Source organism: Chryseobacterium sp. CP-77, assembly GCF_036362765.1.
GTDB lineage: Bacteria > Bacteroidota > Bacteroidia > Flavobacteriales > Weeksellaceae > Chryseobacterium > Chryseobacterium cupriresistens.
In genome coordinates this window covers 1558218-1571650 of the sequence record NZ_CP143637.1, presented here as the reverse complement: position 1 = coordinate 1571650, position 13433 = coordinate 1558218, and the positions used below count along the sequence as shown (strand labels likewise).

Here is a 13433-nt window from a genome sequence, read left to right as displayed (position 1 = left end):
TTTCATTAATAAATAGAAACGGACTTTTTTAAGTCCGTTTTTTTTTGTTTTTTAAGTTTAATAAAAATGTATTAATATGTTTTGGCTAAAGCCAAATGAATTTTTGTGGATAGAAAAACGGGCTAAAGCCCGTTCCTATTGAATTGCATTAGTAATATTAGTGAAAATATTAGTGTTATTCGTGTTTAAAATGGAAATTTTGTATAAAAACACTCTATCCACAGCCTTTGTCACTCCGTAGAAGTCTCAGAACTCTTTATAAGCTAATTGTAATAGAGATTCTTTGGAATGACAAAGGCAACGTTACAACTTTAGTGCAGATAAAGTTCTTATGTATTAAGGCTTTCAATCCTTTTTTGATACATCAAGAGCATAAAAATAATTCTGAAAATTATTCAAAATATCAAATGTTAAAGAATAATAAAATTCACGGCAGCCCGTTTAAATAATATAATTTCCGTAAATTTGGGTTAATTCAAAAAGAAAAAAATGAAAAATCTTTTTTTAAGTATATGTACAGCTGCAGTATTGGCTTCATGTGGATCTATGACAAGCCCGTCTGCATCTAAAGTAGGAAAAGCTCAGCCTGCTCTTGCCAGCACAAAATGGACATTGGCTGAAACGGTAAAAGGTAAAGTTCCGACATTGAATATTGAAGGAGAAAAGATCACCGGAAATGCAGGATGTAACAACTATTTCGGAACGGCTACCATAGATCCGTCTACAGGAAGTTTTACAGCCGGACAGATGGGATCTACAAAAATGATGTGCAGCAACATCGGGGTAGAACAGAACTTTATGGATATGATGGGGAAAGCTAACAAATATGTGGTTTCCGGAAATACTTTAGAATTGTACAAAGACAATCTTTTGCTATTGAAATTCACAAAATCAGAATAAAAAACAAAAGGAACTCAATTGAGTTCCTTTTTTATGTTTAGAGTGTTATTAATCTTCCTCTTCTTCGTCGTACTTAGCCAACTCTTCATCGCACCATTTGAATGCTGCTTCTACTACTTTAGTAGCCTCGTCTGCCATCGTTTCTTCATCATCACCTTCAAGATCATCTAACCACTCAACTTCTTCTTCCTCAACGTTTAAGATAAATCTTGGATATTCTGTATGAACTACGAATAGATCCTCTGGAAATTCCGAATTATCTGCTAATAAAAACTTTGGTAATTTCATTTTTTTAATGTTTTAACTTTCTCAAAGATAATTAAAATTATTGATTTAAGATGACTTCAAAAACATTTTTGAAACTTTTTCAGCTTTTTTGCTTTCAGAATAATCGTAGAACCCTTCTCCAGATTTTACACCCAGTTTTCCGGCTGTCACCATGTTAACAAGCAATGGGTTCGGAGCGTACTTAGGATTTTTGAAACCGTCATACATAACGTTCAGAATAGCAAGACATACATCAAGACCAATAAAGTCAGCCAGCTGAAGCGGACCCATCGGATGAGCCATTCCCAGTTTCATTACCGTATCAATTTCTTCTACACCAGCCACTCCGTTATAAAGGGTTTCGATCGACTCATTGATCATTGGCATTAGAATTCTGTTCGCCACAAAACCAGGGTAGTCATTCACTTCTACAGGAACTTTACCCAAAGTTTTACTCATTTCATAAATGGCGTCAAAAGTCTCCTTGGAAGTTGAATATCCCTTGATGATTTCTACCAGTTTCATAATAGGAACCGGGTTCATAAAGTGCATTCCGATTACTTTATCAGCTCTTTTGGTAGCCGCAGCAATTTTTGTGATAGAAATAGAAGAAGTATTGGTTGCAAGGATACAGTTGGCAGGAGCCAGTTCATCCATCTGACCAAAGATCTTTAATTTAAGATCCAGGTTTTCTGTAGCAGCCTCTACAATAAGATCTGCAGAACCTGCAGCCTCATTCAATGCTGTAAAAGTTGTGATATTACCTAAAGTTTCAGCTTTTTGCTCCTCTGTAAGGTTCCCTTTTGCAATGATTCTGTCAAGATTGGTAGTAATGGTTTTTAAACCTCTGTCCAAAGCTTCCTGGGATACATCTACAAGATTTACTTTAAAACCGCTTTGTGCGAAAGTATGTGCAATACCATTTCCCATGGTTCCCGCTCCGATAACTACAATGTTTTTGATCATTTTTCCTTTATTTTTTATAGATAGTTAAATTTTTTGCGTCTGTAAGGTCAGATTGTGTGACAACAGCTGTTGAATCAAAGGTAACATTTCCTACACTCTGGCTTTTTTTACTGTTATTCTGATTGGAAACAGTAGCTGTTAAACCTCTTATCAATCGTTTTTTCTGATTCTTTGTAAGAAAGTCGGTGCCCACATACAGTGTATATTCGCCTTCTCTTCCCATCCCTTTTTGGATCAGGACTTCCAGGCTTTTTATCTGGCTTTTGTTCTTAAATTCTTTCAGAAAACTCATCACAGGCTTATCAGAGGCAGGGCCACAGCATACACTTCCGTAGCTGATTTCTAAATAATTCTGATTCTTCTGTGCGTAAAAGAACGTGAAAGCAAACAGAGCCGTTGTTAGTATTATTTTTTTCATGTTAAATCGCTTTAAAAATAAGCTTAAAATTTTACTTATTAAAATATTCCCAAACCTCCCTGGAAATATCTGAAATCATCCTGCAGTTGACAGCATCCGTTTCCGTTGAATTACTGACAAATACAGCTAATGCATAATGTTTTCCATTGGGTAAAGTAACGATTCCAATTTCATTTTCTGCACCTGTTAAACCTGCATCATTCTTCCCTGAAGCTCCCGTTTTTCTTGCCACAGGCGTGTTTTTCGGAAGCTGTTCTACCATTTTATTCAATCCTGTGGAAGTAGACCATAGTACTTTCATCAGATAATCTGTAGATTTTTTGGAAAGTAATTTCCCGTCATAAAACTTTTTAAGGACATCGACTGCTGATTTTGTCGTGCTGTAATTTTCATATTGAACATTCCAGTCTTTATGCATATCCTCTTCATTATATTTGATCTGAAAACCTTTTACCCCTTTGGAATCCATGAATTTTTGAACAGTTTGGGTTCCTCCCAATAATCTGAGAAGAATATCACAGCCGTTGTTATCACTTTTGGCAACCGTATATTCAATCACTTCACTTAACGGAACTTCTGCATTCTTTCCGGCATATTGATCACGAAGCGGCGACCATGTATTCTCGAGTAAATTTGACTGATCCAGTTTAATTTTCTGATCCAGAGAAAGCTTTCCCTGGTCTACGGCATTCAGAACCGCTGCGGCAATGTGAAACTTGAATACACTTTGCATTGGCAGCTTTTTATCTGCATTTTTATTGTATCTAAAACCATTTTCAAAACCTAGGACAGAAACGCCTACCGTAGCTTTTTTGTTTTTGAGAATTGAGTTTATTTTTTGTTCCAATAGAGAAGTCTGAGCAAAGGTAAATGCTGAAATCAAAAGGAAAAAGAGTGCTGTTTTTTTCATAATATGATCATTAAAAAAGCCCTCTTCCGAAGACCGGAAGAGAGCTGCAATTTAAGACAATTATTACTATTTTAATTCAAAATAATTCAGATTGACTCCATCATTTTCAAAGACAATTCTGATCTTGTTTTCGCCTTTCTGAAGGCTGATGTTTTTTGCTGAAACCGTTTTCCAGTTTTCATTTCCACCCGTAGATGACAATGATACTGTAGCTAAAACTTTTCCTGAAGCCGTTTCAATTCTTATTTTAGCATCATTGGCCGCCGAATATCTGATATCCATCGAATAGCTTTTGTCTCCTTTGGACTGAACCGTATACTGAAGCCATTCTCCGGTTTCTGTTTTTCCTACATAATACTGATTGGTAACCTTATCATTACATTGATAAATATCCACCCCGTCATTTCTCATCTGCTGTCCGGAGTTCCACTCCGATCTTTTTGCCGGATCACTTACCCAGAGATTAATAAAATCCTTATCCAGATAGGCAGCACCCATTCTTCCCAAATCATATTCTGAAGCAAATATTCTTCCCGGAGCCTGGTGATTTCTGAAAGGTTTTGTAGAAGCATCTGTAATCTGTCTGAACATCGCATCAATCACATCCCTTTTAATCTCAGTGTTGTTCAGCTTATAATTGTCGGCAATCTGTAATAAAGCTTTTTTGGCATATTCTTTAGAAGGCTTTTCACCTCCGTTTTTCCAGTAATCCAATAGCTTTTCATATTCAGGTGTGATTTTTACATTGGTAATTCCTGCAATATTATCAATCTTTTTCATCGGCCAGAAGGCATAACCGATATTATGCTTGCCCAAAAGCTGGATCAGCTCGGTAAACCATACATTGGAATTCTCACCAGTTTCCCCAAGCCATATCGGCATATTATGTTTCTCTCTGAGATCCAGGGCGAACTTAATGGTTTGATCATCATTGTAATTCCAGTATTTATGAAAACTGAAGGCCATATTATTATCCCAGATCGCCGGAAGTCCGTTATAATTGTTTCCCCAGCCGTTTCCTTCAATAAAAATAATATGCTTTTTGTCCACCTCTCTGATGGCTGCTGTAATATCTTTCTGAAGTTTCCAGAGCGGAGCATTGGACATTTCATCTGTACCATTCGGGTTTTTACCTGTAAAGTTGATGTTGGGTTCGTTAATCAGGTCATACCCTCCGATCCATGGATTATCCTTATATCTTTCAGCCAGTTTTTTCCAGAGGGCAATTGTTTTTCTCTGATTTTCTTCACTGGCCCAAAGTGAAGGCTTGGATTTATCATTATCAGAGATATTCGCATCATTTCCCTGACCTCCTGGTGCTGCATGCAGATCGAGAATCAGGTATATTTTGTTATCGGTACACCATTGAAGAAGATCATCAGTCATTGTAAAACCTTCCTCCAGCCACGTATCTTTTCCTTTGGCAGGTTCCTTTTCAATCGGTAGTGTATAAAGATTGTAGTGCATCGGAAGCCTTATCGAATTGAATCCGGCTTTGGCCAGAAAGTCGATATCCTGTTTAGTGATTCCATTTTTCAGGTACGCTTTGTAGAACTCATTCATTCCGTCTTCACCAATCAATTCTGCAATTTTCTCCTTAATCTTATACTGAGGGCCTGCAAAATCGGCAGTTTTCAGCATATAACCTTCCTGTAGCATCCAACCGCCCAGCCCAAGGCCTTTCAATTGAATATTTTCACCTTTATCATTAACGATTTTCTGTCCTGAAGTTTTCAGTAATTGTGATGTCCCAAATTGAGACAATAAAAGTGCGGATAATAGAATGGCTCTTTTCATAGTGATTGCAATGTTTAAAATAATAGGAAAATATTAGAAATAATACGGAAAGGTGATCAAACGAGATGAATCAAAGTTCACATCTTCACGTTTGCCGGATATCCATATATGTAAAACAAAATTTTTCAATGCTTTATTGAATTATTCTTCAAATATATTATTTTTTTGTTTTGAAAAGGGTTTTTTATTGATAAATCGTAATTATTGATGAAAAGTTTTTATTTCATTAAAAGTTTTAAAAAATACAAAGCAGAAATTAACAGAATAAATACTATCGCTTCATCAAATCGATTTTTAATCGATTCAACCTTTGTTCACTCAATATAATGCAGAGCCGAGAATGAACCTTTGCGTTGATAATAAAAAAAATGCTATCTCACAACCCAATTATTCTGATTATAAGATAGCTTTGTACTATTGCTGATTAAGAGTCAGCGTATTTTTAACTGATCAGTTTCATAATCTCTAAAGCCACTTTCAACGCTTCAGTACCATCTTCAAGAGAAACTTCTACATTTTTGTCGTCAGTAATAGCGTCAGCGAAAGAATTTAATTCATCCAGAATAGCATTATTAGGCTGGATATTTGGATACTCAAACAGAATTTGGTTCTTTTCTCCCTCTGCATTTTCAATAATCATATCAAATGGAGTAGGGTTTTCGGGAGCATCTTTCATTCTGATCACTTCAGCCTTTTTCTCAAGGAAGTCAACGGAAATGTAAGCATCTTTCTGGAAGAATCTGCTTTTTCTCATAGCTTTCATAGAAATTCGGGAAGTAGTAAGGTTGGCAACACACCCGTTTTCGAATTCTATTCTTGCATTGGCAATATCCGGAGTTTTGCTGACTACACAAACACCGCTTGCATGGATGTTTTTTACTTTGGATTTAGCAATACTCAATAAAATATCAAGATCGTGAATCATAAGGTCCAATACTACAGAAACATCCGTACCACGTGGGTTAAATTCTGCCAGTCTGTGGATTTCAATAAACATCGGAGTACTGATGTATTCCTTAGTAGCAATAAACGCCGGGTTGTATCTCTCAACGTGTCCTACCTGTGCTTTGATTCCTTTTTCCTGGCACAGACGAAGAATTTCTTCTGCCTGTTCAAGAGTCTGGGTTACCGGTTTTTCAATAAAGAAATGAAGGCCTTTTTCAATGGCTTTTAAAGCATAATCATAATGATAAACAGTTGGAGTGACAATGTCAAGCATGTCAATCTGCTCAAGCAATTCATCAAAATTTTCAAAATATTTATATCCGAATTCGGCTTCTAATTTCTTTCCGTTCTCAACATCTTTATCATGGAAACCTACAAATTCATATCTATCTGACTGATTAAGAAGTTTTAAATGTATTTTTCCCAAGTGTCCGGCACCTACCAAACCTGCTTTTAACATAGCTGTATTAAATTTTTGTAAATATAGTGAATGTACATTTATAAAATACATGACTTTTCACTTGGTGATAGTCAGGAATGAACGCCTTCATTCATTAAAGAAATTATACTAAATTCACGGTTGGAAAAATAGCTATGAAAAGAATAATTTCGATTGTAATCATTTCCGGATTATGCACTGCCGGATGTATAGGAGATAGTCCATATGACCCGCAGGCCAAATGTGGTACTCCCACAAATCTGATGTTTGAAAAAGCAAATAATCGGCTTTCCTGGAACTTTATCAGTCAGGGAGAAGGATATTATGAGGTACAGTATGGGGAACAGGGTTTCTCTTTGGGAAAGGGAACTACAGTGGTCACTAACAAGTATTTTTATAACCTTCCTCTCTATAAAGATAATAAATATGACCTTTACGTAAGAAAAAACTGCGGAATTGACAACGGCCGAAGCAACTGGGCAGGACCGGTTACCGTATTGGCTGGCACTACAACCACCTGCGTAAAACCGGAGTATGCAACCTATTCGAAAACAACCTCTTCTGCGAATTCTTCTATTTTTGATGCTACAGTATCCTGGGAAAATGATGGAGTTTCTGCATATGAAACTGTTCTGACAACAAGTTTTGCTCCTCCTGCAAGTGGAGATTTGGTGTTTGCAGGCCAAAAAGCTGTTTATGTAGGATTAAGTAAAACAGTGAATTATAACTTTTTTGTGAGAAAAAGATGTGCTGATAATACCTTCAGTGATTTTTACGGGCCTTATCCGATACAATGGAATTAAAAATAAAAACACAGCAGTCGAAAAAATGGTTGCTTTATTTTTGGGATATTCTTTGTTCCGATTTGAAATCTAATTTCTAATTTCTTACTTTTGTCAAATGCAGGATTCGTTTGTACATAAAGGAAAAAGAAAGATTTTAGTAGACTACCTTCGAAACAGAATTGGTATTTCGGATGAAAATGTACTTTCGGCAATGAATGAAATTCCAAGACACCTTTTTATCGAAAGTATTTTTGAAGATTTTGCCTATGAAGACAGGGCATTTCCTATTCTCGCCCATCAGACCATTTCCCATCCGTCCACGGTAGCGGAACAGTCTGAATTGCTGAAGGTAAAACCAGGTGAAAAAGTATTGGAGATCGGAACAGGATGTGGATACCAGACTGCGGTTTTAATGGCGATGAAAGCTCATGTATATACTGTAGAAAGGCAGAAAGACCTTTTTGATTTTTCCAAAAAGAAACTCAGAGAACTTCACCTGTTTCCAAAATTTCAGAGTTTTGGAGATGGTTTTGCCGGGCTTCCAACTTTTGCTCCTTTTGACAAAATCATCGTAACCTGTGGCGCTTCTACATTACCCACAGAGCTTTTAAAACAACTGAACATCGGAGGAATAATGGTGATCCCATTGGGACCAACGGATGAACAGGTTTTATACAGATTTACCAAAGTAGGGCCTACAGAATTTGAAAAAGAAGAATTTGGAGCTTATAAATTTGTTCCGATGCTTGGAAATACAAATCAATAATGTATTACAGACAAGGAGTGGTCAACCTACTGGTCTCAAATACCTGTTCTTAGCCATAGTTTGTGTTTTTGAAATTCGATAATTAATAAGATTTAATCTTTTTTTAATACATTTTAAATCTGTTTCGGAATAAAAATTGGATTCACATGAGAACCCAATCACTAAAATCTTAATATTATGGACACGAACAGATTCAAGGCGTCACATGATTTTAGTAATCTTCAGAAAAATCTGCATAATAACCAGGGATACAGTATAGAAAGCTATTCCCAGCAGGTGAAAGATTACCTTCATGACATGAAAAGCAGGAATCAGGAAGCTACCAAACAAGGATTTATGGCGCAGGCTCAGAAATCTGCAAAAGAAGTTTGGACAGAAATTCAGGAAATTGCTTCTGAAGCCTGGGAGAAAAACAAAGACCATTCGGATGAAGAGAAATAATTTTTTAATATTAAAGTTCAATAACCTTACTTTTTGCGAGTGAGGTTTTTTATTTAAAATAACCAAACCACAGTACTATGAAAGTTTTTATCAATAAAAAAATTCCAGAAACAGGAATTAAAATGCTGGAAGAAGCAGGCCTGGAGATTATAATCCCGGAAAAAGAAAACCTTTCTTACGAAGAATGGCTTAATTACTGTAAAAATACAGATACGATTTTAAGTATTGGCGCAGATTTTAAATATGATAAGAACTTCTTTGAAGCCTGCCCGAATGTGAAGGCTATTGCTCTTTATTCCGTAGGATTTGATCACGTTGACATTAAAGAAGCATCACAACGACACATTTCGGTGGGAAATACGCCCGATGTTCTGAGCAGGGCTACTTCAGATGTTGCTTTTTTACTGATGCAGTCTGTTGCCAGAAGAGCGAGCTATAATTTTCAGAAAGTAAAAGATGACAATTGGGGAGCATTTGATCCTCTACATGCCCTGGGCCAGGAATTATATGGAAAAACACTGGGGATTTTTGGATTGGGCCGAATCGGTTATGAAATGGCTGAAAAATCAAAAAAGGCTTTTGGTATGAACATCATTTACCACAACCGCCATCAGAATGAGGAAGCAGAAAACGAGCTGGGGGCAGCTTATGTTTCTTTCGAAGAACTAATCAGAAGCTCGGATGTATTGAGTGTACACGCTAATTTTACCCCCGAACAGAAAGAATTGTTTAATTATTCAATATTTGAACAAATGAAGCCGGACTCGATTTTCATCAATACAGCCAGAGGAGGTTTTCATAACCAAAAAGATTTGTATCAGGCGCTTGTAGATAAAAAAATCTGGGGAGCAGGTCTGGATGTAACCAATCCGGAACCAATGTCTGCAGATGATCCTATTCTTGGGCTTTCCAGTGTCTGTGTACTGCCTCACATTGGTTCCGCTACTGTTGAAGCCCGAAATGGAATGGTCAGACTGGCAGCAGAAAATATCATCGCTTTTTCAAGAAATGAGAAAATGCCGCATTGTGCAAATCCTGACGTTTATTCTGATTATTCAGCATAACTTGGAATTATTTTTGTTTTAAATATGTAAACTCTTAAATACCACTATCATGATACCGGAAGACAATATTAATGAACAGAACAGAAAGCTGGAACAAATGGATTATAATCCCAATGAAGATATTTTCCAGAAAGAAAAACATATTCCGCTTGACGGAGACGGAAATCCTGTTTTAGATGAGGATTTTGATGAAGATAAAATTGATAAGGGACTGGATATTCCCGGTGCAGAAGAAGATGATGAGATGGAAGAGATAGGGGCGGAAGATGAAGAAAATAACTATTGGAGTCTCAGCGATAATGAAGATGACCATGAAGAGGAAAATGATGATGTTCTAACTTAAACTTTTACGATAAATAAACCAACCTTGCTGAATTTTAGTAAGGTTTTTTTATGTTAAATAACAACTAATATGGGTAAGGGCAATTCCCCTCCCTCGGAGGGGTGGATTCAAAAATCAAAGAATTTTTGAAGACGGGGTGGTTCCATAGTGCAGCACAATAAAATCCTCCAATTCCTTCATCACCCAACTCAAATTATTCCCCATATCAAAATCACTGATTCTAAAAACCAACAACCCCAAAGATTCAAGATATTCCTCTCTTATCCCATCATAAATCTGTTTTTCGTCATGGCTCGAACCATCTATTTCTATAATAAGTCCAAGAGTTTTCACATAGAAATCAACAATATAATTTCCGATAATCCTTTGTCTGTCAAAATCAATGGTATAGAATTTTTTTGCACGGACTTTTTTCCAGAATATCACTTCACCCAAAATCCGGGCTTTACGTTTTTCTTTTGATAATGCTTTTAAATAGGGATTGTAGGGCAGGTTCTCAACGAAATTCCTGCGGATCGGAATTCCGTTGATGACGGTGAGGATTTCTTTCATGATTGTGTTTTTAACCACCCCGTCTTTCAAAGTTATTAACTTTGAAATCCACCCCTCCGAGGGAGGGGAATTGAGGTATATTTATTCAAATATAGTATTTAATATCAAATGATAGTCGATTTACAGTTTTCATAATTTTGCTTTAAGGTTTAAGCTTAAACCTTAAACTTTAAACCATTCTTCTCTACGCCTCTTGCCTATATTTCCTATTTTGAATATCTTTAAAACTTCAAACATTGTTTAAAAACATAGACCTTTAAATAGCAATATGACATTTCAAGAACAGATACAGCAGGGGATTCCGAATCAACTGCCACAACCCAAACCATACGAGACCAATATCAACCATGCTCCGAAGCGTAAAGAAATTTTAGGGGAAGAAGAGAAAAAACTGGCATTGAAGAATGCTTTACGTTATTTCGATCCTAAGTTTCACGCAGAACTGATTCCTGAATTTAAGCAGGAACTGGAAGATTACGGAAGGATTTATATGTACCGTTTTCGTCCGGATTATGAAATGAAGGCGAGACCTATTACAGACTATCCCGGAAAATCTGAACAGGCAAAAGCGATCATGCTGATGATTCAGAATAACCTGGATTATGCAGTAGCGCAGCATCCACATGAACTGATTACGTATGGTGGAAACGGAGCGGTGTTCTCCAACTGGGCTCAGTATCTGCTGACCATGAAATATCTGTCTGAAATGAGCAATGAACAGACCCTGGTGATGTATTCAGGACATCCGATGGGCTTATTTCCTTCTCACAAAGATGCACCAAGAGTTGTTGTAACGAATGGTATGATGATCCCGAATTATTCAAAACCGGATGACTGGGAGAAATTCAATGCATTAGGCGTTACCCAGTATGGGCAGATGACAGCGGGAAGTTATATGTATATCGGTCCTCAGGGGATTGTTCACGGAACAACGATTACGGTATTAAATGCTTTCAGAAAAATCAAAAAAGAACCGAAAGGAGGACTATTTGTAACGTCAGGATTAGGAGGAATGAGTGGAGCTCAGCCCAAAGCAGGGAATATTGCAGGCTGCGTTACCGTATGTGCAGAAGTGAATCCTAAGATCACGAAAATCCGCCACGATCAGAAATGGGTGAATGAAATTCATGAAGATCTTGATGCATTGGTAAAAAGAGTAAGAGAAGCACAGGCTAACAAAGAAACAGTGTCTTTGGCTTATCTTGGAAATATTGTAGAGGTTTGGGAGAAATTTGATCAGGAAGATTTAAGAATCGATATCGGATCAGATCAGACTTCCCTTCACAATCCATGGGCGGGTGGTTATTATCCTGTAGGACAAAGTTTTGAAGAATCCAATACCATGATGGCTGAAAACCCTGAGTTGTTCAAAGAAAAAGTTCAGGAAACATTGAGAAGACACGCTGCAGCCATCAACAAACATACAGAAAAAGGAACCTATTTCTTTGATTATGGAAATGCCTTTTTGTTGGAAGCTTCCAGAGCAGGAGCCGATGTAATGGCAGAAAACCCGACATTAGGAAGAGAATTCAAATATCCGAGCTATGTACAGGATATTATGGGGCCTATGTGTTTTGATTATGGTTTCGGACCATTCCGTTGGGTATGTACAAGCGGTAACCCTGAAGATCTGAAAAAAACAGATGATATTGCCTGTGCAGTATTAGAGGAAATTGTGAAAAACTCTCCTGAAGAGATCCAGCAGCAGATGAAAGACAATATCCAATGGATCAAGGGTGCACAGGAAAACAAACTGGTGGTAGGTTCTCAGGCAAGAATCCTTTATGCAGATGCAGAAGGAAGAATAAAAATTGCTGAAGCCTTCAACAAAGCCATTAAAAATGGGGAAATAGGACCAGTTGTATTGGGCAGAGACCATCACGATGTTTCAGGAACAGATTCTCCTTACAGAGAGACTTCCAATATCTATGACGGATCAAGATTTACAGCAGATATGGCCATTCACAACGTGATTGGGGACAGTTTCCGTGGAGCTACGTGGGTTTCCATTCACAATGGAGGAGGAGTAGGCTGGGGAGAAGTAATCAACGGAGGTTTCGGAATGCTCCTTGACGGAAGCGATGATGCCGACAGAAGATTAAAATCCATGCTTTTCTGGGATGTGAACAACGGAATCTCAAGGAGAAGCTGGGCACGAAATGAAGGTGCTGTTTTCGCCATTAAAAGGGCGATGGAAGCAGAACCGAACCTGAAAGTAACCCTTCCGAACCTTGTAGACGAAAACTTATTGTAATATAAAAATTCAACATTGGCAACCATCAACAAAAAATTGTTTTCACACCTGAACGTAGAGGATAGTGATCCTGTATGGGAGAAGTTTGCTGAAGTTGAATTTTCAAAGAAAAATATATTTACTGACAACAAAGCCTATCTTGTAGAAGATGGGCTTGTCCGTAAATACTACATCAACAGTACCTCAGATATCGACACCGAGATCTGTGCAGAATTCTACTTTCCCGGCGATATTTTTACTGTTGAAGAAAAAAGTTCTGATGCCGTTTATGAGTCCATCAACAAAGGACTGGCATGGGAAATCACTCTGGATGAGGTGAAAAACCTGTTCGCTGTCAATCCGCACTGCCGTTTCGTACAGAACTACTATCTGAGCAGAAAGCTCAACGCTGCAATGAAAAGGGAAATGCTTCTGCTGAAAAATACTCCGCAGGATCTGTATGAATATCTGCTGAAAAATAAGCCTCATTACATTCAAAATATTCCTTTGAAATATCTAGCTTCTTATATTGGCATTACGGCAATCTCTTTAAGCCGGATCAGGAAGCGTATTAATTAGTGTTATTTTTAACGCAACGCTCGCAAAG

At 37.4% G+C, this 13433-nt stretch carries 15 protein-coding genes; 8 read left to right on the top strand and 7 right to left on the bottom strand.

Features of this window, described 5'->3' with window-relative positions:
* Positions 1-489: 489 nt before the first annotated feature.
* Positions 490-900, top strand: coding sequence for an META domain-containing protein (locus V0410_RS07090; RefSeq protein ID WP_047433591.1), 411 nt, complete (start codon positions 490-492; stop codon positions 898-900).
* A 48-nt stretch (positions 901-948) separates the two neighbouring features.
* Here V0410_RS07090 and V0410_RS07085 read toward each other — a convergent pair whose 3' ends face one another.
* The 6 genes from V0410_RS07085 to V0410_RS07060 all read right to left on the bottom strand — a co-directional run bounded on the left by V0410_RS07085 (position 949) and on the right by V0410_RS07060 (position 6663).
* The gene (locus V0410_RS07085) at positions 949-1188 is read right to left on the bottom strand and encodes a hypothetical protein (RefSeq protein WP_002977986.1); all 240 of its coding nucleotides are present in this window, start codon (positions 1186-1188) and stop codon (positions 949-951) included.
* Between the two features lie 45 nt (positions 1189-1233).
* A complete protein-coding gene (locus tag V0410_RS07080) occupies positions 1234-2130 on the bottom strand; it encodes a 3-hydroxybutyryl-CoA dehydrogenase (protein ID WP_202844343.1) in 897 nt (298 codons plus the stop codon).
* 10 nt (positions 2131-2140) lie between these two features.
* Positions 2141-2551 (bottom strand): hypothetical protein, encoded by a 411-nt coding sequence (locus V0410_RS07075; protein ID WP_202839451.1) that lies wholly within the window; start codon positions 2549-2551, stop codon positions 2141-2143.
* Between the two features lie 31 nt (positions 2552-2582).
* On the bottom strand, positions 2583-3461 hold the full coding sequence (gene bla-A, locus V0410_RS07070) for a CGA/CIA family class A beta-lactamase (RefSeq protein WP_330746881.1): 879 nt from the start codon (positions 3459-3461) through the stop codon (positions 2583-2585).
* Positions 3462-3527: 66 nt separating this feature from the next.
* Positions 3528-5258: a cellulase family glycosylhydrolase gene (locus tag V0410_RS07065; protein WP_330746880.1), complete on the bottom strand. Its 1731-nt coding sequence runs from the start codon at positions 5256-5258 to the stop codon at positions 3528-3530.
* A 442-nt stretch (positions 5259-5700) separates the two neighbouring features.
* On the bottom strand, positions 5701-6663 hold the full coding sequence (locus V0410_RS07060) for a Gfo/Idh/MocA family protein (RefSeq protein WP_330746879.1): 963 nt from the start codon (positions 6661-6663) through the stop codon (positions 5701-5703).
* 134 nt (positions 6664-6797) lie between these two features.
* Between V0410_RS07060 and V0410_RS07055 the strand changes: the two genes are divergently transcribed.
* From V0410_RS07055 to V0410_RS07035, 5 genes are all read left to right on the top strand, one after another.
* The gene (locus V0410_RS07055; RefSeq protein ID WP_330746878.1) at positions 6798-7445 is read left to right on the top strand and encodes a hypothetical protein; all 648 of its coding nucleotides are present in this window, start codon (positions 6798-6800) and stop codon (positions 7443-7445) included.
* A 97-nt stretch (positions 7446-7542) separates the two neighbouring features.
* Entirely contained in the window at positions 7543-8193 is a 651-nt protein-coding gene (locus V0410_RS07050; protein ID WP_330746877.1) for a protein-L-isoaspartate(D-aspartate) O-methyltransferase, read from the top strand.
* 177 nt (positions 8194-8370) lie between these two features.
* Positions 8371-8634, top strand: a complete 264-nt coding sequence (locus V0410_RS07045) for a prevent-host-death protein (RefSeq protein ID WP_330746875.1) — start codon at positions 8371-8373, stop codon at positions 8632-8634.
* A 77-nt stretch (positions 8635-8711) separates the two neighbouring features.
* On the top strand, positions 8712-9698 hold the full coding sequence (locus V0410_RS07040) for a 2-hydroxyacid dehydrogenase (protein WP_330746874.1): 987 nt from the start codon (positions 8712-8714) through the stop codon (positions 9696-9698).
* 49 nt (positions 9699-9747) lie between these two features.
* Positions 9748-10041, top strand: coding sequence for a hypothetical protein (locus tag V0410_RS07035; protein ID WP_330746873.1), 294 nt, complete (start codon positions 9748-9750; stop codon positions 10039-10041).
* A 114-nt stretch (positions 10042-10155) separates the two neighbouring features.
* Here the strand turns inward: V0410_RS07035 and V0410_RS07030 are convergent, their stop codons facing one another.
* The gene (locus V0410_RS07030) at positions 10156-10593 is read right to left on the bottom strand and encodes an endonuclease domain-containing protein (protein WP_330746872.1); all 438 of its coding nucleotides are present in this window, start codon (positions 10591-10593) and stop codon (positions 10156-10158) included.
* Positions 10594-10861: 268 nt separating this feature from the next.
* Here V0410_RS07030 and V0410_RS07025 point away from each other — a divergent pair, with 268 nt between their 5' ends.
* Both V0410_RS07025 and V0410_RS07020 read left to right on the top strand, forming a co-directional pair.
* Positions 10862-12847, top strand: coding sequence for a urocanate hydratase (locus V0410_RS07025; RefSeq protein WP_330746871.1), 1986 nt, complete (start codon positions 10862-10864; stop codon positions 12845-12847).
* Positions 12848-12862: 15 nt separating this feature from the next.
* On the top strand, positions 12863-13405 hold the full coding sequence (locus V0410_RS07020) for a Crp/Fnr family transcriptional regulator (protein WP_330746870.1): 543 nt from the start codon (positions 12863-12865) through the stop codon (positions 13403-13405).
* Positions 13406-13433 lie beyond the last annotated feature (28 nt).